The organism is Streptomyces sp. KLMMK (genome assembly GCF_036961605.1).
Lineage (GTDB): Bacteria > Actinomycetota > Actinomycetes > Streptomycetales > Streptomycetaceae > Streptomyces > Streptomyces telluris.
Genome location: NZ_JBAMDC010000093.1, coordinates 1 through 20,589, shown reverse-complemented (window position 1 = coordinate 20,589; position 20,589 = coordinate 1). Strand labels below are relative to the sequence as shown.

The following is a 20,589-nucleotide window of genomic DNA, read 5'->3' as shown; positions in this document are numbered from 1 at the left end:
AACGCGCGCGGGGCACCCGGCCGGACAACCGCGCAACGGCCCTACGAACAGCCGCGCCGCTGCTCGACGTACACACTCAGCCCGTCCAGCAACCGGGCCAGCCCGAACTCGAACATCGCATCCAGGTCGGCATCGGTGCCGCCCCGTGCCCGGCGGGCGGCGGCCCCGTCCTCCAGATTCACGGCCACGCCGCGCACGTACCCGGCGACCGTGGCCCCGATGCGGACCACCGCGCCCGCCTCCAGGCCCGGCCCGGGCCCCTGCGCCTGGGCCATCGCCCGTTCCATGAGGCCGGTGGCGCACGCGGGGAGCTGCGGCCGCGGAACGGACACCATGACCCTGGCCAGCCACGGATGGCGGCGGTAGACGGCCCACTGGTGCCGGGCGGCCGCGTACAGACGGCCGCGCCAGTCGCCGGGTGCATCTCCGGGCGGGCCGCACTCGCCGAAGGCAGCGTCCGCCATCCGGGTGACGAGGTCGTCCTTGCCCGGCACGTGCCGGTACAACGCCATGGTGGGGACGCCGAGTTCGGCTGCGAGGGCGCGCATGGACAGGGCCGCGGCGCCGTGGGTGTCGGCCAGCGCGATCGCCGTCCGCACGATGCGCTCGGGGGTGAGCTTCCTCAGCGCGCCCGCCGCGCGGGGCGGCCGGCCGTTGCGCTCCGCGCAGGGCCCCTCCCCCGGCCCGGACCCGCCGCACGGGGCGGCCACGACGGTGCCGACCCCGGGCACCGCCCGCACCACGCCCTCCTCGCGCAGCACCGACAGGACCTTGGCGGCGGTCGCCGTCGCGACGCCCCACTCCTGGGCGATGCGCCGCACGGAGGGTACCTTCTCCCCCGGGCCGATCTCCCCGGAGGCGATGCGGGCGCGGAGTTCGGCGGCGATGCGGCGGTACGGGGCGGTCGACGCCGGAGCCGCGGGCTGTTCCAGTACACCCATGACGGGAAGGCTAGGAGAGCCGCGGGGTGCGGCGGAAGGCGCGTCCCGCCGGCGGCGGGCGCGGAGCGGCCGCGGGCCGAACTCCCCTGCCCCGTACGGCCGGCAGGCCCGGCCGCCCCGAGGGGGTGCCGGGCCTGCCGAGGACGCCTCCGTACGCCGGCCCGTCAGCCTGTCGGGCTGCCAGTCCGTCAGGCCATCAGTCCGTCAGATTCACCGCACGGGCCGACGCCGCGCCGATCTCCTCGGCGATCTCCGACAGAACCGCCGGCGGGACCGACTCGTCGACCGTGAGGGCCACGAGCGCCTCGCCGCCCTCCGTGGCGCGGGAGACCTGCATGCCGGCGATGTTGATGCCGGCCTCGCCGAGGATGCGGCCCAGGGTGCCGACGACGCCGGGGCGGTCGGCGTAGCGGAAGAAGGCCATGTGGTCCGCGAGGGCGAGGTCCACGTCGTGCTCGCCCACGGCGACGATCTTCTGCTGGTTCTTCGGGCCGGCGAGGGTGCCGGAGATGGAGACCTCGTCGCCCCCGGACAGCGTGCCGCGCACGGTCACCACGTTGCGGTGCTCGGCCGACTCGGAGCTGGTGGTCAGCCGCACCTCGACGCCGCGCTCCTGTGCGAACAGCGGGGCGTTGACGTAGGAGACCGTCTCGTCGACGACGTCCTCGAAGACGCCCTTGAGCGCGGACAGCTCCAGGACCTTGACGTCGTACTGGGTGAGCTCGCCGTAGACCTCGACATCGAGCCGGACGGCGACCTCGCCGGCCAGGGCCGTGAAGATCCGGCCGAGCTTCTCGGCCAGCGGCAGGGCGGGCTTGACGTCCTCGGCGATGACGCCGCCCTGGACGTTGACCGCGTCCGGCACCAGCTCTCCGGCGAGGGCGAGCCGCACCGACCGGGCCACAGCGATGCCGGCCTTCTCCTGGGCCTCGCCGGTGGAGGCGCCGAGGTGCGGGGTGGCCACCACGTTGTCGAACTCGAAGAGGGGGGAGTCGGTGCACGGCTCCGAGGCGTAGACGTCGAGGCCCGCGCCCGCGACGCGGCCCTCCTTGAGCGCCGCGGCGAGCGCCGTCTCGTCCACGATGCCGCCGCGCGCGGCGTTGACGATCCGGACGCTGGGCTTGACCTTGCGCAGGGCCTCGTCGCCGATGAGCCCGAGCGTCTCCGGCGTCTTGGGCAGGTGCACGGTGATGAAGTCCGCGACCTCGAGGAGCTCGTCGAGCGTCAGCAGCTTGACGCCCATCTGGGCGGCGCGGGCGGGCTGCACGTACGGGTCGTAGGCGACGACCTTCATCCCGAAAGCGGACATCCGCTGGGCAACGAGGACGCCGATCCGGCCGAGGCCGACGACGCCGAGGGTCTTCTCGGACAGCTCGACGCCGGTGTACTTGGAGCGCTTCCACTCGCCGTTCTTCAGCGCCGAGTTGGCCTGCGGGATGTTCCGGGCGGTGGCGATGAGCAGGCCGCAGGCGAGCTCGGCGGCGGTGACGATGTTGGAGGTCGGGGCATTCACGACCATCACGCCGGCCTTGGTGGCGGCGGAGACGTCGACGTTGTCCAGGCCGACGCCGGCGCGGGCGACGACCCGCAGCTTCTTCGCGGCGGCGATGGCCTCCGCGTCGATCTTCGTGGCGCTGCGTACGAGCACGGCGTCGACGCCGGCGATGGCGGGCAGCAGCTCCGCGCGGTCGGCGCCGTTGCAGTGCCGGATCTCGAAGTCGGGGCCGAGCGCGTCGACGGTGGCCGGGGAGAGCTCCTCGGCGATCAGCACGACGGGTTTGCGGGGCGAAACAGTGCTCACGGAGTCCTCAGTCCTCACTGGTCCATGGCGGACGGCCGTCCCGACGGCCGCAGGCGGTGAAGGGGGCAGGCAGCCGCGTGGAAGACGCACGACGCTGTGAGCCTGGTACGCGCTTGTTGGTGTGCAGTGTATCGGCGGTTGCCGCGCCCTCGCGCGAGCTTCGCCCACGGCGCCGGGCGGCGCGGAGTGCGCCTACTCCTTGTCGTCCACCCAGCTCATCAGCTTGCGCAGCTTCTTGCCGGTGGTCTCCAGCAGGTGGTCCTCGTCGGCCTTCTTGTACTCGTTGTACTTGGGCAGGCCGGCCTGGTACTCCTTCATCCAGTTGTTGGCGAAGGTGCCGTCCTGGATCTCGCCGAGGACCTTCTTCATCTCGGCCTTGGTGCCCTCGTTGACGATGCGCGGGCCGGTGACGTAGTCGCCCCACTCGGCGGTCTCGGAGACGGACCAGCGCATCTTCTCCAGGCCGCCCTCGTACATGAGGTCCACGATCAGCTTGAGCTCGTGGAGGCACTCGAAGTACGCGATCTCCGGCTGGTAGCCGGCCTCGACCAGGGTCTCGAAGCCCGCCTTGACGAGCGCCGACGCACCGCCGCACAGGACGGCCTGCTCGCCGAAGAGGTCGGTCTCGGTCTCCTCGGTGAAGGTGGTCTTGATGACGCCGGCGCGGGTGCCGCCGATGGCCTTGGCGTAGGAGAGCGCCAGCGCGAAGGCGTTGCCGGAGGCGTCCTGCTCGACGGCCGCGATGCACGGCACGCCGCGGCCCTCCTCGTACTGGCGGCGGACCAGGTGGCCCGGGCCCTTGGGGGCGACCATGCAGACGTCGACGCCGGCCGGGGGCTTGATGAAGCCGAAGCGGATGTTGAAGCCGTGGCCGAAGAAGAGCGCGTCGCCGTCCTTGAGGTGCTCCTTGACGGACTCCTCGTAGACCTTGGCCTGGATCGGGTCCGGAACGAGGATCATGATGACGTCGGCCTCGGCCGCGGCCTCGGCCGGGGTGACGACGCGCAGGCCCTGCTCCTCGGCCTTCTGCTTGGACTTGGAGCCCTCGTGCAGGCCCACGCGGACGTCGACGCCCGAGTCGCGCAGGGACAGCGCGTGGGCGTGGCCCTGGCTGCCGTAGCCGAGGACCGCGACCTTGCGGCCCTGGATGATGGACAGGTCGGCGTCGTTGTCGTAGAAGAGCTCGGCAGCCACGTTGGGGATTCTCCTTGTTTCCGGTTTTCCGGTTGTGCGTCCCACCGTATGACGGGCGGGCGGACGGAAGATTTCGGGTCTCGGTATGCGGATCCGCGCGGGGGTCCGGGGGTCCGCAGGGGATGCGGGGGGGGACCGCAGGGGGCTCGGCCCCGCAGGGGGTGCGGGGCCGGCCTCAGGCCGAGCGGTCGAGGGCGCGCAGGCTGCGGTCCGTGATGGACCGGGCGCCGCGCCCTATGGCGATCGTCCCGGACTGCACCAGCTCCTTGATGCCGAAGGGCTCCAGCATCTTGAGCATGGCGCCGAGCTTGTCGCTGCCGCCGGTCGCCTCGATGGTGACGGCCTCCGGGGAGACGTCGACGGTCTTGGCGCGGAAGAGCTGGACGATCTCGACGATCTGGGAGCGGGTCTCGTTGTCGGCGCGGACCTTCACCAGGACGAGTTCGCGGTGGATGGCCGCGCTGTCCTCCAGCTCGACGATCTTCAGCACGTTGACGAGCTTGTTGAGCTGCTTGGTCACCTGCTCCAGCGGCAGCGACTCGACGTTGACGACGATCGTGATGCGGGAGATGTCCGGGTGTTCGGTGACCCCGACGGCGAGGGAGTCGATGTTGAAGCCGCGCCGGGCGAACAGCGCGGCGATCCGGGTCAGGATGCCGGGGGTGTTCTCCACCAGGACGGAGAGCGTGTGCTTGGTCATCAGGTTCTCTTCCTCGTCAGGCCTCTGTCGCCGCTGTCATCGGTCGTCGGCGGTCCGTCAGTCGTCCTCGGTGTCGCCGAAGTCCGGGCGGACTCCGCGCGCGGCGAGGATCTCGTCGTTGGAGGTGCCCGCGGCGACCATCGGCCAGACCATGGCGTCCTGGTGGACGATGAAGTCGATCACGACGGGCCGGTCGTTGATGGCGTTGGCCTTCTCGATGACGGCGTCGAGCTGGTCCGGGCGCTCGCAGCGGATGCCGACGCAGCCCATGGCCTCGGCGAGCTTGACGAAGTCCGGGACGCGGGTGCCGGCGCAGGGCTCGGTGCCGGCGCCCGTGGCGGAGCCGCCGTTGGAGACGGCCGGGCCCGCGTGGAGCACCGTGTTGGAGTAGCGCTGGTTGTAGAACAGGGTCTGCCACTGGCGGACCATGCCGAGGGCGCCGTTGTTGATGATGGCGACCTTGACCGGGATGTCGTTGAGCGCGCAGGTGACCAGTTCCTGATTGGTCATCTGGAAGCAGCCGTCGCCGTCGATGGCCCAGACGGTGCGGTCGGGCATGCCGGCCTTGGCGCCCATCGCGGCGGGGACGGAGTAGCCCATCGTCCCGGCGCCGCCGGAGTTGAGCCAGGTGGCGGGCTGCTCGTAGTCGATGAAGTGGGCGGCCCACATCTGGTGCTGGCCGACGCCCGCGGCGTAGATGGTGTCCTTCGGCGCGAGCTGCCCGATGCGCTGGATGACCTGCTGCGGGGAGAGGCTGCCGTCGTCGGGCTGGTCGTAGCCGAGGGGGTAGGTGTCGCGCCAGCGGTTGAGGTCCTGCCACCAGGCCGCGTAGCCGGTGCCGGCGGCCTCGCCCGTGCGGCCCTCGGCGTGCTCGGCCTGGATGGCGACGATCAGGTCGGCGATGACCTCGCGGGCGTCACCGACGATCGGCACGTCGGCGGCGCGGTTCTTGCCGATCTCCGCGGGGTCGATGTCGGCGTGGACGATCTTGGCGTACGGGGCGAAGGAGTCCAGCTTGCCCGTGACGCGGTCGTCGAAGCGGGCGCCGAGGGCGATGATCAGGTCGGCCTTCTGCAGGGCGGTGACGGCGGCGACCGAGCCGTGCATGCCGGGCATGCCCAGGTGCTGGGGGTGGCTGTCGGGGAAGGCGCCGAGCGCCATCAGGGTGGTGGTGACGGGGGCGCCGGTCAGCTCGGCGAGCACCTTCAGCTCGGCGGTCGCGCGGGCCTTGAGGACGCCGCCGCCGACGTAGAGCACGGGGCGGGTGGCCTGGCCGATCAGCTTGGCGGCCTCGCGGATCTGCTTGCTGTGCGGCTTGGTGACCGGGCGGTAGCCGGGCAGGTCGGTGTGCGGGGGCCAGCTGAAGGTGGTCCGCGCCTGCAGGGCGTCCTTGGCGATGTCGACGAGCACGGGGCCGGGGCGGCCGGTGGAGGCGACGTGGAAGGCCTCGGCGATGGTGCGGGGGATCTCGGCGGGGTCGGTCACCAGCCAGTTGTGCTTGGTGATCGGCATGGTGATGCCGCAGATGTCCGCTTCCTGGAAGGCGTCCGTGCCGATCGCCTTGGAGGCGACCTGGCCGGTGATGGCGACCAGCGGGACGGAGTCCATGTGGGCGTCGGCGATCGGCGTGACGAGGTTGGTGGCACCGGGGCCGGAGGTGGCCATGCAGACGCCGACCTTGCCCGTGGCCTGGGCGTATCCGGTCGCGGCGTGGCCGGCGCCCTGCTCGTGGCGGACCAGGACGTGGCGGACCTTCGAGGAGTCCATCATCGGGTCGTACGCGGGGAGGATCGCCCCGCCCGGGATCCCGAACACGATCTCGGCACCGACCTCCTCCAGCGAGCGGATGAGGGACTGCGCGCCCGTGACGTGCTCGACGGTGGCGGGCTGGTGCGCCGCGCCGTTACGGGCCCGCGGCTGCGGATGGTGGGCCCCGGTGGCCTGCTCGGTCATCGACATTCTCTTCTCGAAGGATTCGACGGGTTCGATCTAGGGGTTCGATCGACGGGTTCGACTGGTTGAGCGGAGGTCGGTTTGGGTGGGTCTGTCACGTTCTAGTGCAACAAAAAACCCCTCGTGCCGTGAGGCAAGCGAGGGGAGCGCGCCGGTGTGGTCAGCAGGGCGTGTGAAAGGGCCTGCTTCAGCCGACGCGCTTTCCAAGTACGAGAATTCGGGTGCGCATGGAACCGACCCTCCACCCGCCACCTGGGAAGTGTCAAGTGGGTGGGACGGGCGTCTCATTATTTGAGCGCAATGGAGCATGGGCGAGTGATCCGGCGCCCCCCGCGGACCCGGATCGCGTAGCGGACGGTACTGCCCCCGCGGGCAGGGCGCCGCCTCCGACCCACGCTTTTGCGCCATCCACCGGCGCGCCGGGGACCGGGTAGGCCCCGAGGTTCAGCGCGTGGCGCAGGCGGTGCTCGTCGAGCGGCCCGGCGAAGGCGGCGCCCAGGGCGTGGGTGCAGCCCATCGCGCGCAGGGCGAGCGCCTGCTCGGGCACGTCGACGCCGTCGGCGACGGACTGCATGCCCAGGTCGGTGGCGATCCGCAGCAGCCCGGCGGTGATCTTGTGCAGCCGGGCGGACTCCACCACGCCGTCGACCAGCCCCCGGTCGAGCTTGAGGGTGTCGATGGGCAGCCGGCGCAGGGCGCTGATGGCGGCGTAGCCGCTGCCGAAGCCGTCGAGGGCGATCCGCACCCCCATCCGGCGCAGGGCGGCCAGGCGCCGCTCCAGCTCGTCCAGCGGCACCCGGGGGTCGCTTCCGGACAGCTCCAGGACGAGCGCGCCGGAGGGCAGCCCGTGGCGGATCAGCAGCCCCTCCAGGTTCTTGGCGGGCAGCGACTTGTCCATCAGCCGGGCGGCGGACAGCCGGACGTACACGGGCACGGGGTGGCCCGCGCGGCAGCGCTGGGCGGCCTGCTCCACGGCCTTCTCCACCGTCCAGCGGCCCAGCTCGGCGATGCGGGCGGCCTCGTCGCCCCGGTCGTTCTCGGCCACGCGGAGATACTCCGCAGGAGTGAACAGTATTCCCTGGGCGGAGCGCCAGCGGGGCTGGGCGGCGACCGCGGTGACCGCGCCCGTGCCCAGGTCGACGACGGGCTGGTGCAGCAGGGCGAACTCGCCCTCGTGCAGGGCGGTGCGCAGCCGCGTGGCAAGCTCGGCGCGGCGGACCACGTCGGCCTGCATCTGCGGGGCGTAGAGCTCGACGCGGCCCTTGCCGGCCTGCTTGGCGCGGTACATCGCGAGGTCGGCGTTGCGCATCAGCTCACCCGGGGTGATGCCGGGCTCGGCGAAGGCCACGCCGATGCTGGCGGCGACGCGGACCTCGGTGCCTCCTTCCACGCGGTAGGGCTGGGAGAGGGTGATCCGCAGCCGGTCGGCGATCTCGTGGATGCGGTACTCGCGGGCGGCGGGGTCACGGGTCCCGTCGCCGATGATCAGCGCCGCGAACTCGTCGCCTCCGAAGCGGGCCGTGGAGTCGCCCGCGCGGACGGAGTCCTGGAGGCGACGGGCCGCCTGGACGAGCAGCTCGTCGCCGGCTTGGTGGCCGACGCTGTCGTTCACCGCCTTGAAGCCGTCGAGGTCGATGAAGAGCACGGCGGTGCCCGCGTCGGTCGCTCTGCGGCCGGCGAGGGCCTGCTGGACGCGCTTGGTGAACAGGGCGCGGTTGGGCAGGTCGGTGAGCGGGTCGTGCTCGGCGGTGTGCTGGAGCTGGGCCTGGAGGCGGACGCGCTCGGTGACATCGCGGCTGTTGAAGATCAGGCCGCCGTGGTGGCGGTTGACCGTGGACTCGACGTTGAGCCACTCGCCGCCGCCGGAGCGGAAGCGGCACTCGATGCGGGTCGTGGGCTCCTCGGCGGGCGGCGCCGCGAGGAAGCGGCGCACCTCGTGGACGACTCTGCCCAGGTCCTCCGGGTGGATCAGCGAGGCCAGCTCGGAGCCGACGAGGTCTTCGGCCTCGCGCCCGTAGACCCCGGCGGCGGCGGGGCTGACGTAGCGCAGTATGCCCGTGGGCGCGGCGATCATGATCACATCGCTGGAGCCCTGGACGAGGGAGCGGAAGTGGTTCTCCTTCTGGGCCAGTTCCTGGGTGAGGGAGATGTTGTCCAGCAGCATGATGCCCTGGCGGATCACCAGGGCCAGGACGACCGTGCAGCCGGTGAACAGGACGACCTTGTCGACCTGGTGGCCGTCCAGGACGTTGTAGAGGATGCCCAGGGTGCACACGGCGGCGGCCAGGTACGGCGTGAGGGCCGCGAGGGAGCCGGCGATCGGGCGGCTGGGGTGGTGCGGGTGCTGGGCCGAGCGGGCCGGGGCGGCGTCGTCGCCGTCCTCGCGCGCGACCCAGGGGGCGTACGCCATGAGCATGTAGCCCGCGAACCAGCCGGCGTCGAGGATCTGGCCCGAGCGGTAGTGCGAGCGCAGCAGCGGCGAGGTGAACAGGGCGTCGCACAGGACCGTCAGGGCGAGGGCCGCGATGGCGGTGTTGATGGCGGAGCGGTTGGCGGTCGAGCGCCGGAAGTGCAGGGCCAGCACCATGGACACCAGGGCGATGTCCAGCAGCGGATAGGCCAGGGAGAGCGCGGCGTGGGCGACGCTCTCGCCCTCGAAGTGGGCGGTGTGCGCGAGCGCGAGGCTCCAGGAGAGCGTAAGGAGCGAACCGCCGGTGAGCCAGGCGTCGAGGGCCAGGCACACCCAGCCGGCCCGGGTGACGGGGCGGCGGGCGAGGACCAGCAGGCCGATGATGGCCGGCGGCGCGAAGAGCAGGAAGCAGAAGTCGGCCACGGAGGGCGTCGGGACGCGGGCGTCCAGGACGACCTCGTACCAGCCCCAGACAACGTTGCCGAGACCGGCCATGGCCGAGGATGCGGCGAAGAGGAACCAGGCGAGCCGGAACCGGGTGCGGTGCGTGCGCCCGTACCAGAAGCAGGAGACGGCGGCGAGGACGGCCGCGCCGCCGAGGCCGAAGTCGCCCATGGCCGAGGCGAGCTCGCTCGATCCCCAGCCGAAGGCCGCACCCGTGGCATAGCCGCCGCAGACGAGGGCCAGCAGCAGCTGGGAGACCGGGCCCGAGCCGCAGGACGGGCGGGACAGGGCCGCCCCCGGGGCGCTCACCGCGCCGCCGTCCGCAGCAGCGGGAGCCATGGGAGCCACAGGAGCAGCGTCGCCACGCAGTGCGATCGCGGTGCGCGGTGCGGTCGTGGTCGGTGCGTGAGCCGCGTCGGGTTGATCGTCCATTGGCCGTGCATCGCCCGTCGCCCCCCTCGAGTTCCGGTCCTCGCTGCGGCGGTTCTCGTGCACGCCGCAGCCCCCGTCCGGACGATACACCAGACTCGTCACTCAGGGACATAGCTCATATACATAGCGTAATCAGCCACGGGGTTATGGACACTGAGTGCAGTCGAACGGTACCTCTACGTGGTAACTAGCGGGCGATGACTACGACATTTTGCAGTGGCGCGTCCAGGGCGAATCTGGCCAGCTGATCACGCAGCAGCCGCTCGGCGCGCGGCAGAAAGGCCGAAGAGGGGCCACCCACATGGGGGGTGATCAGCGCCCCCGGAGCGCTCCACAGGGGATGCCCGGGCGGCAGCGGCTCGGGGTCCGTGACGTCCAGTGCGGCACGCAGCCGACCTGCGTCCAGCTCGGCCAGGAGGGCCTTGGTGTCGACGACGGCACCGCGCGCCACGTTCACCAGCAGCGCCCCGTCCTTCATCCGCGCCAGGAAACCGGCGTTGACGAGCCCCCGGGTCTCCTCGGTGAGCGGGGTCGCGAGAATCACGACGTCGGCGTCGGGCAGCAAGCCGGGCAGGGCGGCGATCGGATGCACGGGACCGCGCGCACTGTCCCGCGCGGAGCGTGCGACGCGTGTGACCCGCGCGCACTCAAAGGGCACGAGCCGGTCCTCAATGGCGCTGCCGATCGAACCGTAACCCACAATGAGCACAGACTTGTCGGCCAGCGCCGGCCGGAAGCCCTGCCGCCACTCCCCCGCGTCCTGCGCGCGCACGAAGCCGGGGATGTCGCGCAGCGAGGCGAGGGTCAGGGCCAGGGCGAGTTCGGCGGTGCTCGCGTCGTGCAGCCCGCGGGCGTTGCACAGCACGGCGCCCTTCGGCAGCCCCTCCACGGCGGGCAGCAGGTGCTCCACGCCCGCGGTGAGCGCCTGCACGACCCGGACGCGCGTCATGCCCGGCAGCGGGCGCAGGCACGGCTCGGGGTCGGTGACGTACGGGACCGCGTAGAAGTCGCAGCGGGCGGGGTCGGTCGGGTACTCCGGTCCGCCGTCCCAGAAGACGTAGTCGAGGCTCTCCGGGAGCCCTTCGATCCGCTCGGGCGGGAAGGGCAGCCAGACCAGGGGGCGGCCGGAACCGCTGTCATCTGCACTCATGCCTGGAGGCTATGCGATCGGGCCGGTGCGGCAGAGGTTAGTTTGGGGTCGAGGAACGGGAGGGGTACGGCCGGTGGAGCGCAGGAATATCGGTGCGGCGGCGCTCGAAGTGGGCGCGATCGGCCTGGGGTGCATGCCCATGCACTGGGGATACACCGCCTCCCAGCGGAGCGGGGAGGGCGCGCTGCGCACGGTGCACGCGGCGCTCGACGCGGGCACGACCCTGCTGGACACCGCGGACATGTACGGGCCGTTCACCAACGAGCTGCTGGTGGGGCGGGCGTTGCGGGAGAGGCGCTCAGAGGCGTTCGTGTCGACCAAGTGCGGGCTGCTGGTGGGCGACAGCCACATCGTCGCCAACGGCCGCCCGGGCTATGTGAAGCGGGCCTGCGACGCCTCGCTGCGCCGGCTGCAGACCGACGTGATCGACGTCTACCAGCTGCACCGGCCCGACCCCGAGGTGCCGGTCGAGGAGACCTGGGGAGCGATGGCGGAGCTGGTCTCCGCGGGCAAGGTGCGCGCGCTGGGCTGGTGCGCGGTCGGCGCGCGCACGCACCGCCGGTCGCGCGCCGGGCTGTACGACGCGACGATCCGGCAGCTGGAGCGGGTGCAGCAGGTGTTCCCGGTGAGTTGTGTGGAGGTGGAGTTGTCGGTGTGGTCCCGGGAGGCGCTCGATGCGCTGGTGCCCTGGTGTGCCTCCCGAGGCGTCGGCATGCTGGCCGCCATGCCCCTGGGGAATGGTTTCCTCAGCGGCACGCTCACGCCGGGGCAGGGCTTCGAGCCGGAGGACCTCCGGGCGCGCCACCCGCGCTTCACCGCCGAGATGATGGCCGCCAACCAGCCGATCGTGGCGGGGCTGCGCCGGGTCGCGCTGCGTCACGACGCGACGGCCGCGCAGGTCGCCCTGGCCTGGGTGCTGGCTCAGGGCCGGCACGTGATACCCGTACCGGGCACGAAGAAGCCGGTGTGGGCGGTGCAGAACGCTGCGGCTGCACGTCTGCGGCTCACCGCCGAGGACTTGGCGGAGATAGCGGCGCTGCCGCGCGCCATGGGGTCCTGGTACTGACGCGGCGCCCGTGGCGCACCCGTGCGCTCCTCCCCCGGACGGCGGCCCCCGGTGTGGCACAGTGCCGCGTACACGCAGTGCGCCCCGGCGAGAGGAACGAACCGTGCGACGACGTCCCCGTGTCCGTACCGGCGCCGCCGCGCCGGCCTCCTCTCCGCAGCCGGCTGTCCCTCTGCGACCGGCCGCCTCCTTGCTCCTGACCGTCTCCCTGCTGTTCGGCGTCGCAGGCTGTTCGAGCGAGGACGGCTTCCCGGGCGAGGGCCCGCGGCAGGGTTCGCCGGCCGAGTCGCCCGGCACGGAGTCCTCTTCGGGCGCCCCCTCGGCTCCGCCGGCGCCCGCCGAGGGCTCGGTCAAGGCCGTCCGGACGCTCACCGCGAAGCTCGGCTCGCCGTGGGGCGTCGCGGTGCTCCCCGGCGGCGACCTCCTGGTCGCCTCCCGCGACACGGGGAAGATCGCCCGGGTGGCGGTCAAGGACGGCGCGCAGAGCGAGGTGGGCGAGGTGCCCGGCGTCGTCAAGGGCGGCGAGGGCGGCCTGCTGGGGCTGGCGGTCTCGCCCGGCTTCGCCACCGACCGTCTGGTGTACGCGTACTTCACCACCGATTCGGACAACCGCATCGCCCGCCTGCGCTACGACGAGCGCAAGCCCGCGGGGCAGCGGCTGGGGGCGCCCGACACGGTGCTCCGGGGCATCCCCAAGGGCACGGTCCACAACGGCGGCCGCATCGCCTTCGGCCCCGACCGGATGCTCTACGCCGGGACGGGCGACGGCGGGCAGCGCGACCTCGCGCAGGACAAGGCGTCCCTCGGCGGGAAGATCCTCCGCATGACCCCGGACGGCCGCCCCGCGTACGGCAACCCCGAGGAGAACTCGGTGGTCTACTCCTACGGCCACCGCAACGTGCAGGGCCTGGCCTGGGACGCGGGCAAGCGCCTGTGGGCGTCGGAGTTCGGCCAGGACACGTGGGACGAGCTCAACCTGATCCGGCCGGGCGGCAACTACGGCTGGCCCGTCGTCGAGGGCAAGGCGGGCCGGTCCGGCTACACCGACCCCGTCGAGCAGTGGAAGACCTCCGACGCCTCCCCCAGCGGGCTCGCCTTCGCCAAGGGCTCCCTGTGGATGGCGGCTCTGCGCGGCGAGCGCCTGTGGCGGATCCCGCTGGACGGCACGAAGCCGGTGGCCGGCCCCCGCGCGTTCCTGCGGGGTGAGTACGGGCGGCTGCGCACGGTCGTGGCCACGGACGACGGCGGGCTGTGGCTGACGACGAGCAACACCGACGGGCGCGGGAAGCCGGGCGGCGAGGACGACCGGATCCTGCGGCTCGACGTGAGCTGACGATCGCGGCGCACACCTTTGCCGGGACCGTACACACATCCGCCTAGACTGGACGGACAGTGCGGCGACGGGAGTTGAAGATGTTCAACGTGTTCGAGGAAGTGTTCGCACCGGGCCGGAAGCACAGCCACGAGGAGCAGAAGCGCCTGGAACTGACCCGTGACGACGTCGGTGACGGCGACCCCGCGCGCGGCCCGGTCGACCTCGACTCGGGCCGCGTTCTCATACGCCCGCCCCGGCAAGGCTCTTCTCAGGACTGACCGGGAGGGGCTCCCGGGGACCGTCCGCCGGCTCCGGCTCGTCCGCCGGCTCCGGCGGCTCGATGCTGATCCGGGGCAGGCGGCGCTCCAGCCACGCCGGCAGCCACCAGTTGGCGCCGCCCAGCATGTGCATGAGGGCCGGGACGAGCAGCGTGCGCAGCACGAAGGCGTCGAGAGCGACGGCCGCCGCGAGGCCGATGCCGAACATCGCGATGACGCGGTCCCCGCTGAGGACGAAGGCGAGGAAGACCGAGATCATGATCACCGCCGCGGAGTTGATGACGCGGCTGGTCTCGGCGAGGCCGACGCGCACGGCGCGGGTGTTGTCGCGCGTGGCGAGCCACTCCTCGTACATCCGGCTGACCAGGAAGACCTGGTAGTCCATGGACAGGCCGAAGAGGACGGAGACCATGACGACGGGCAGGAACGGCTCTATCGGCCCGGCGCCGCCGAGGCCGAGGAACCCGGCCCCCCAGCCCCACTGGAAGATCGCGACGACGATGCCGAAGGACGAGGCGACGGCGGCGATGTTCATCACCGCGGCCTTCAGGGGGATGCCGATGCTGCGGAAGGCCAGCAGGAGCAGCAGGCAGCCCAGGCCGACGACGGTGCCGACGAAGAGCGGCAGCTTGCCGAGGATGATGCCGGCGAAGTCGTCGTAGCTCGCGGTCATGCCGCCGACCTGCACGTCCACGCCGGTACCGGCGGTCGCCTTCGGCAGTACGGTGCCGCGCAGCCGGTCCACGAGGTCGCTGGTGTCGCGCGACTGCGGGGAGGTGGTGGGGACGACGGTGATGACGCCCGTGTCGCCGCTGGGGTTCACCTGGGCGGGCGAGGCGGAGGCGACGCCCTCGGTGTGCCGCAGGGCGTCCGGGAGCTCGGTGAAGGCGAGCCGGTCGGCGGCACTGTCGAGGTCGGCCACCAGGGTCAGGGGGCCGTTGACCCCGGGCCCGAAGCCGCTGCCGAGCATGTCGTACGCCTGGCGCGTGGTGGACGAGGCCGGGTTGTTGCCCTGGTCGGAGGTGCCCAGGTGGAGGGAGAACGTGGGCAGCGCGAGCACGATCATGACGACCGCGGCCACGGCGCCCAGCAGCTTGGGGTGGCGCTCCACGAACGCCGACCAGCGGGCGGCCAGCCCGGTGGGCAGCTCCGGGCGGGGCCCGCTGTCCGCGAGGCGGCGGCGCTCGCGGCGGCTGAGGGCGCGGTCGCCGATCACCCCGAGGAGCGCGGGCAGCAGCGTGACCGAGGCGGCGACGGTGAGGACGACGGTGAGCGAGGCGGCGAGGGCGACGCCGTTGAGGAAGCTCAGCCGCAGGATGAGCATGCCCAGCAGCGCGACGCACACGGTGCCGCCCGCGAAGACGACGGCGCGGCCGGTGGTCGCGACGGCCCGCTCGGCCGCGACGGCCACGGGCAGCCCCGCCCGCAGGCCCTTGCGGTGCCGGGTGACGATGAACAGGGCGTAGTCGATGCCCACGCCGAGTCCGATGAGGGTGCCGAGCATGGGAGCGAAGTCGGCGACGGTCATGACGTGGCCGAGCAGCTGGGTGCCCATGAACGCGGTGCCCACGCTCACGAGGGCCGTGGCGATCGGCAGCAGGCTCGCGGCCAGCGAGCCGAAGACGACGAAGAGCACGACGGCGGCGACGGCGATGCCGATGATCTCGCTGAGGTGGCCGCTCGCGGCCTCCCCGGTGGCGATGGCGGTGCCGCCGAGGGCGACCTCCAGGTTGCCGTCCGCCGCGGACCGGGCCGTCTCGACGACCTGGTGCACCAGCTCCTTGTCCGGACCGCCGGGCGCGGCGAAGGTGACGGAGGCGTACGCGGTGTGCCCGTCGGGGCTGATCCTGGCGGCGCCGTCGGGGCCGCTGTACGGGCCGCTGACGGACTCGACGCCGGGCAGGGCCGCGACGTCGCGCAGGGTCTCGGTCATGCGCTGCTCGACGGGGGCGGCCCGCACGGTGCCCTGGCCGGTGTGCCAGACGATGGTGTCGTCGCCGCCCTGGCCGGGGAAGCCCGCTTCCAGGAGCGCGCCCGCGCGGGCGGCCTCGGTACCGGGGACGGCGTAGTCGTTGGAGTACGCCGGGCCGGCCAGGGTCGCGGCCGCGGCGGTGCCCGCGAGGGCCACGAGCCACAGCACGATCACGGCGAAACGACGGCGCAGGCACCATCGGGCGAGTGAGGTCATTCGGGCTGCTTCCCGTTCGGCGCGTCGATCCCGCCGGGAGAACTGCCCCGTGCATTTCCGAGCGCATGAGCTGCTGGCCTGGGCCCCGCAGCGCGAGAGGCGCGGTGGGGGCCCCTTGCCGAACCACTGTGACAGCGGAAAAAGATCCTTTGTCCGCTTTGTGGCTCACCCCACACCGGGGCCCCTCCGCACCGCCCGGGGCCGGGACCCCGGCTCGGCGCGGGGCGGAAACCGCAGGTCAGTGCAGGTACTACTACCAGGTGTGGGCGACGTCCACGACGATGCGGTTGCGCTCCTGGAAGACCCGGAAGGGCAGCCGTGCGCGGACGCCGACGCCGACCAGGGTGTCGCCCTCGAAGCTGCTGGCGAAGCGGGTGTCCTGGAAGGTGCGGAAGCCGGTGAGGTCGACTCCGGGCAGCGGCGCTCCGGCGTGGCCGGGGTAGCGAGGCTCGCCGGTGCTCGTGTCGTAGCTCGGAGCGGCCACGCGGACCGCCAGGATCGCGCCGCCGCCGACCGGGATCACGTCACCGGAGCCGTCCTGCTGCAGCCGGTCCACGTACTCCACGCGGTAGCCGATCGGGCGGTCGCCGACGCCCTGGACGTCGAAGACCAGACGGTCGTAGCACTCGTGCCGCCCGGCCCTGACGTCCAGCAGCGAGCGGTAGGCGCTGTCCGTACTGGCCTTGGTCAGGCTCCCCCAGCCCGCCTCGCACTGCACCGTGGCCGCCGCGCCCGTGGCCGCGCCGGCCGGGACCGTCGCCACCAGCAGGCCGGCGCCCGCCAGCGTGAGTGCAGCCAGCGTCCTGCTCAACCGTCTCATGTGCCTACCCCCAGATTTCCGATGCGGGCACACGGTGGGCCCGCATCCGGGATCATGCCGGACGGGGGACACGAAGGCCATAGAGCAAAGGAAACCAGCCATTCCCGGACCATTCCCGGACAGACAATGGCCGCCCCTTCGAAAAGGGGCGGCCATGAGATGTCGCAGAACGCTGCCGATGAGCAGCTGATCGGCCCGGGGCCGACCGGCTCTCAGCCGGTCAGCCCTCGACGCCCAGACGCTCCAGGATGAGCTCGCGGACACGGGCCGCGTCGGCCTGGCCGCGCGTGGCCTTCATGACCGCGCCGACCAGCGCACCCGCCGCCGCGACCTTGCCGCCGCGGATCTTGTCCGCGATGGCCGCGTTGGCCGCGATGGCCTCGTCCACGGCGGCACCCAGGGCGCTGTCGTCGGAGACGACCTTCAGACCGCGCTTCTCGACGACCGCGTCCGGGTCGCCCTCGCCCGCGAGCACGCCCTCGATGACCTGGCGGGCCAGCTTGTCGTTGAGCGAGCCCTCGGCGACGAGCGCCGCCACCCGGGCGACCTGCGCCGGGGTGATCGGCAGCGCCGCGAGGTCCGTACCGGACTCGTTGGCGCTGCGGGCCAGCTCGCCCATCCACCACTTGCGGGCGGCCGCGGAGTCGGCACCGGCCTCGACGGTGGCGACGATCAGGTCGACCGCGCCCGCGTTGAGGATCGACTGCATGTCGTGCTCGGTGACGCCCCAGTCCTCACGGAGGCGGTTGCGGCGCACGCGCGGCAGCTCGGGCAGGGTCGCCCGCAGCTCCTCGACCCACTCGCGGGAGGGGGCCACCGGCACCAGGTCCGGCTCGGGGAAGTAGCGGTAGTCCTCGGCCTCTTCCTTGATGCGGCCGGACGTGGTCGACCCGTCCTCCTCGTGGAAGTGGCGGGTCTCCTGCACGATCGTGCCGCCGGCCGAGAGGACGGAGGCGTGCCGCTGGACCTCGAAGCGCACCGCGCGCTCGACGGAGCGCAGCGAGTTGACGTTCTTGGTCTCGGAGCGGGTGCCGAACTTCTCCCGGCCGTGCGGGCGCAGCGACAGGTTGACGTCGCAGCGCATCTGGCCCATCTCCATCCGGGCCTCGGAGACGCCCAGCGCCTTGATGAGCTCGCGCAGCTCGGCCACGTAGGCCTTGGCGACCTCCGGGGCCCGCTCGCCCGCGCCCTCGATCGGCTTGGTGACGATCTCGATCAGCGGGATGCCGGCGCGGTTGTAGTCCAGCAGGGAGTGCTGGGCGCCGTGGATGCGGCCGGTGGCACCGCCCACGTGGGTGGACTTGCCGGTGTCCTCCTCCATGTGGGCGCGCTCGATCTCCACGCGGAAGACCTCGCCGTCCTCCAGCTGCACGTCGAGGTAGCCGTTGAAGGCGATCGGCTCGTCGTACTGGGAGGTCTGGAAGTTCTTCGGCATGTCCGGATAGAAGTAGTTCTTCCGGGCGAAGCGGCACCACTCGGCGATCTCGCAGTGCAGCGCGAGGCCGATCTTGATGGCGGACTCGACGCCGGTGGCGTTGACCACCGGCAGGGCGCCGGGCATGCCGAGGCAGACCGGGCAGGTCTGGGTGTTGGGGTCCGCGCCCAGCTCCGTGGAGCAGCCGCAGAACATCTTCGTCTTGGTGCCGAGCTCGACATGGACCTCCAGGCCCATGACGGGGTCGTAGGAAGCCAGCGCGTCCTCGTACGACACCAGTTCAGTGACGGTCACGGAAAACTAACCTCTCAGGTCCTGGCTCAGTCCGCGAGGACGTCGTCGCTGTTCATCCGGCGCAGCTCGCGCACCAGCAGCGCGACACCGGTGGCGATGGCTGCGGCGGAGACGATCGCGTCGACCAGCTGGAGCGTGTCCTGCTCGCCGCGCGCCTTCTTCGCCTGCTTGATCACGCTGACGGCGCCGAACAGCGTGGTGCCGATCGACAGGTACGTGCCGGGCTTGGACTTCTTGAAGCCCTTGGCCTTCTTCAGAGCGCTCGCCTTGCTCACTTCGGTGCTCACAGCGACGGTGCCTCCTCATGCAGGTGGTGGCCCCAGCGCTCGGTGAACGCGGCCTCGACCGCGGCACCGACCTTGTAGAGCCGGTCGTCCTTCAGGGCGGGAGCGATGATCTGCAGACCGACCGGCATGTTGTCCTCGGGCGCCAGGCCGCAGGGCAGCGACATGGCCGCGTTGCCGGCCAGGTTGGTCGGGATGGTGCACAGGTCCGCGAGGTACATCGCCATCGGGTCGTCGGCGCGCTCGCCGATCGCGAAGGCGGTGGTCGGGGTGGTCGGCGAGACGATCACGTCGACCTGCTCGAAGGCCTTCTCGAAGTCGCGCGTGATGAGCGTGCGGACCTTCTGCGCCGAGCCGTAGTAGGCGTCGTAGTAGCCCGAGCTCAGGGCGTACGTGCCGAGCATGACGCGGCGCTTGACCTCGGGGCCGAAGCCGGCCTCGCGGGTGAGGGCGGTGACGTCCTCGGCCGAGCGGGTGCCGTCGTCGCCGGCGCGCAGGCCGTAGCGCAGGCCGTCAAAGCGGGCCAGGTTCGAGGAGCACTCGGACGGCGCGATCAGGTAGTACGCGGCCAGGGCCAGGTCGAAGGACGGGCAGTCCAGCTCGACGATCTCGGCGCCCAGCTCCTTGAGCAGCTCGACGGACTCGTCGAAGCGCTGCACGACGCCGGCCTGGTAGCCCTCGCCGCGGAACTGCTTGACGACGCCGACGCGCATGCCCTGCACGCTGCCGTTGCGCGCGGCCTCGACGACCGGCGGGACCGGGGCGTCGATGGACGTGGAGTCCATCGGGTCGTGGCCGGCGATCACCTCGTGCAGCAGGGCCGCGTCCAGGACCGTACGGGCGCAGGGGCCGCCCTGGTCGAGGGAGGAGGAGAAGGCCACCATGCCGTAGCGCGAGACCGAGCCGTAGGTCGGCTTGACGCCGACGGTGCCGGTCACGGCGGCGGGCTGGCGGATCGAGCCGCCGGTGTCCGTGCCGATGGCCAGGGGGGCCTGGTACGCGGCGAGCGCCGCGCTGGAGCCGCCGCCGGAGCCGCCGGGGATCTTGGTCAGGTCCCAGGGGTTGCCGGTCGGGCCGTAGGCGCTGTTCTCCGTGGAGGAGCCCATCGCGAACTCGTCCATGTTGGTCTTGCCGAGGATGACGACGTCCGCGTCCTTCAGGCGCTTGGTGAGCGTCGCGTCGTACGGCGGGATCCAGCCCTCGAGGATCTTCGAGCCGACCGTGGTCGGGATCCCCTTGGTGGTGAAGATGTCCTTCAGCGCCAGCGGGACGCCGGCCAGCGGGCCGAGCTTCTCGCCGCGCTCGCGCTTGGCGTCGACCTCGCGGGCCTGGGCGAGGGCGCCCTCGCGGTCCACGTGGAGGAAGGCGTGCACCTTCTCGTCCACGGCGTCGATCCGGGCCAGGTGGGCCTCGGTGACCTGGACGGCGGTGAGCTCGCCGGAGGCGATCTTCTCCGCGATCTCGGCGGCGGTGAGCTTGATGCAGCTCTCGATGTTGTTGTTGGCCGTCATAGCGGTTTAGTCCTCCCCCAGGATCTGCGGCACCTTGAAACGCTGCTGCTCCTGGGCGGGGGCGCCGGAGAGCGCCTCCTGCGGGGTCAGCGACGGACGGACCTCGTCCGGGCGCATGACGTTGGTCAGCGGCAGCGGGTGGGACGTCGGGGGGACGTCCTGCTCGGCGACCTCGGAGACGCGGGCGACCGCGCCGATGATGTCGTCGAGCTGGCCGGCGAAGTGCTCGAGCTCTTCGTCCTTGAGCTCCAGACGTGCCAGCCGTGCGAGGTGGGCTACCTCCTCGCGCGTGATGCCAGGCATGCGGCGATCCTCAGGGGTTGTGACGGATTCTGGGCGGGTTGTGCGCCCAATCCTATGGCGCCGGGAGCCG

Annotated in this window: 16 protein-coding genes; 3 read left to right on the top strand and 13 right to left on the bottom strand. The window is 72.0% G+C overall.

Annotated elements, in window-relative coordinates:
* Positions 1-41: 41 nt before the first annotated feature.
* The 7 genes from V7793_RS16410 to V7793_RS16380 form a co-directional block, all read right to left on the bottom strand.
* Positions 42-941 carry a GntR family transcriptional regulator gene (locus V7793_RS16410; protein ID WP_336007123.1) on the bottom strand — a complete coding sequence of 300 codons (900 nt, stop codon included), beginning with the start codon at positions 939-941 and terminating at the stop codon, positions 42-44.
* A 196-nt stretch (positions 942-1,137) separates the two neighbouring features.
* Positions 1,138-2,742, bottom strand: a complete 1,605-nt coding sequence (serA, locus tag V7793_RS16405; RefSeq protein ID WP_336007120.1) for a phosphoglycerate dehydrogenase — start codon at positions 2,740-2,742, stop codon at positions 1,138-1,140.
* Positions 2,743-2,934: 192 nt separating this feature from the next.
* Positions 2,935-3,936: a ketol-acid reductoisomerase gene (gene ilvC / locus V7793_RS16400; RefSeq protein ID WP_168093834.1), complete on the bottom strand. Its 1,002-nt coding sequence runs from the start codon at positions 3,934-3,936 to the stop codon at positions 2,935-2,937.
* Positions 3,937-4,111: 175 nt separating this feature from the next.
* Positions 4,112-4,636 (bottom strand): acetolactate synthase small subunit, encoded by a 525-nt coding sequence (gene ilvN, locus V7793_RS16395; protein WP_058046407.1) that lies wholly within the window; start codon positions 4,634-4,636, stop codon positions 4,112-4,114.
* A 57-nt stretch (positions 4,637-4,693) separates the two neighbouring features.
* Positions 4,694-6,589 (bottom strand): acetolactate synthase large subunit, encoded by a 1,896-nt coding sequence (locus tag V7793_RS16390; RefSeq protein WP_336007117.1) that lies wholly within the window; start codon positions 6,587-6,589, stop codon positions 4,694-4,696.
* A gap of 262 nt (positions 6,590-6,851) precedes the next feature.
* Positions 6,852-9,782 carry a putative bifunctional diguanylate cyclase/phosphodiesterase gene (locus tag V7793_RS16385; protein ID WP_336007114.1) on the bottom strand — a complete coding sequence of 977 codons (2,931 nt, stop codon included), beginning with the start codon at positions 9,780-9,782 and terminating at the stop codon, positions 6,852-6,854.
* A gap of 280 nt (positions 9,783-10,062) precedes the next feature.
* Positions 10,063-11,025, bottom strand: coding sequence for a 2-hydroxyacid dehydrogenase (locus tag V7793_RS16380; RefSeq protein ID WP_336007112.1), 963 nt, complete (start codon positions 11,023-11,025; stop codon positions 10,063-10,065).
* 73 nt (positions 11,026-11,098) lie between these two features.
* On the opposite strand from V7793_RS16380, the gene V7793_RS16375 reads away from it, so the two are divergent.
* The 3 genes from V7793_RS16375 to V7793_RS16365 all read left to right on the top strand — a co-directional run bounded on the left by V7793_RS16375 (position 11,099) and on the right by V7793_RS16365 (position 13,684).
* Positions 11,099-12,091: an aldo/keto reductase gene (locus V7793_RS16375; protein ID WP_336007109.1), complete on the top strand. Its 993-nt coding sequence runs from the start codon at positions 11,099-11,101 to the stop codon at positions 12,089-12,091.
* Positions 12,092-12,263: 172 nt separating this feature from the next.
* Positions 12,264-13,424 carry a PQQ-dependent sugar dehydrogenase gene (locus V7793_RS16370; protein ID WP_336007125.1) on the top strand — a complete coding sequence of 387 codons (1,161 nt, stop codon included), beginning with the start codon at positions 12,264-12,266 and terminating at the stop codon, positions 13,422-13,424.
* Between the two features lie 80 nt (positions 13,425-13,504).
* A complete protein-coding gene (locus V7793_RS16365; protein ID WP_336007107.1) occupies positions 13,505-13,684 on the top strand; it encodes a DUF6191 domain-containing protein in 180 nt (59 codons plus the stop codon).
* Here V7793_RS16365 and V7793_RS16360 read toward each other — a convergent pair.
* The 6 genes from V7793_RS16360 to gatC all read right to left on the bottom strand — a co-directional run bounded on the left by V7793_RS16360 (position 13,647) and on the right by gatC (position 20,519).
* Complete coding sequence (locus tag V7793_RS16360) at positions 13,647-15,872, bottom strand: MMPL family transporter (protein ID WP_336007105.1); 2,226 nt, start codon at positions 15,870-15,872, stop codon at positions 13,647-13,649. The two genes, V7793_RS16365 and V7793_RS16360, sit on opposite strands and share 38 nt — an antisense overlap.
* 253 nt (positions 15,873-16,125) lie before the next feature.
* Positions 16,126-16,692, bottom strand: coding sequence for an AMIN-like domain-containing (lipo)protein (locus tag V7793_RS16355; protein WP_336007102.1), 567 nt, complete (start codon positions 16,690-16,692; stop codon positions 16,126-16,128).
* Between the two features lie 220 nt (positions 16,693-16,912).
* Entirely contained in the window at positions 16,913-18,421 is a 1,509-nt protein-coding gene (gene gatB, locus V7793_RS16350) for an Asp-tRNA(Asn)/Glu-tRNA(Gln) amidotransferase subunit GatB (RefSeq protein ID WP_256789594.1), read from the bottom strand.
* Between the two features lie 26 nt (positions 18,422-18,447).
* Positions 18,448-18,708, bottom strand: coding sequence for a hypothetical protein (locus tag V7793_RS16345; RefSeq protein WP_256789595.1), 261 nt, complete (start codon positions 18,706-18,708; stop codon positions 18,448-18,450).
* Positions 18,705-20,216, bottom strand: a complete 1,512-nt coding sequence (gatA, locus tag V7793_RS16340) for an Asp-tRNA(Asn)/Glu-tRNA(Gln) amidotransferase subunit GatA (RefSeq protein ID WP_336007098.1) — start codon at positions 20,214-20,216, stop codon at positions 18,705-18,707. The genes V7793_RS16345 and gatA overlap by 4 nt, the downstream gene beginning before the upstream one ends.
* Before the next feature lie 6 nt (positions 20,217-20,222).
* Positions 20,223-20,519 carry an Asp-tRNA(Asn)/Glu-tRNA(Gln) amidotransferase subunit GatC gene (gene gatC, locus V7793_RS16335; protein ID WP_030368121.1) on the bottom strand — a complete coding sequence of 99 codons (297 nt, stop codon included), beginning with the start codon at positions 20,517-20,519 and terminating at the stop codon, positions 20,223-20,225.
* Positions 20,520-20,589 lie beyond the last annotated feature (70 nt).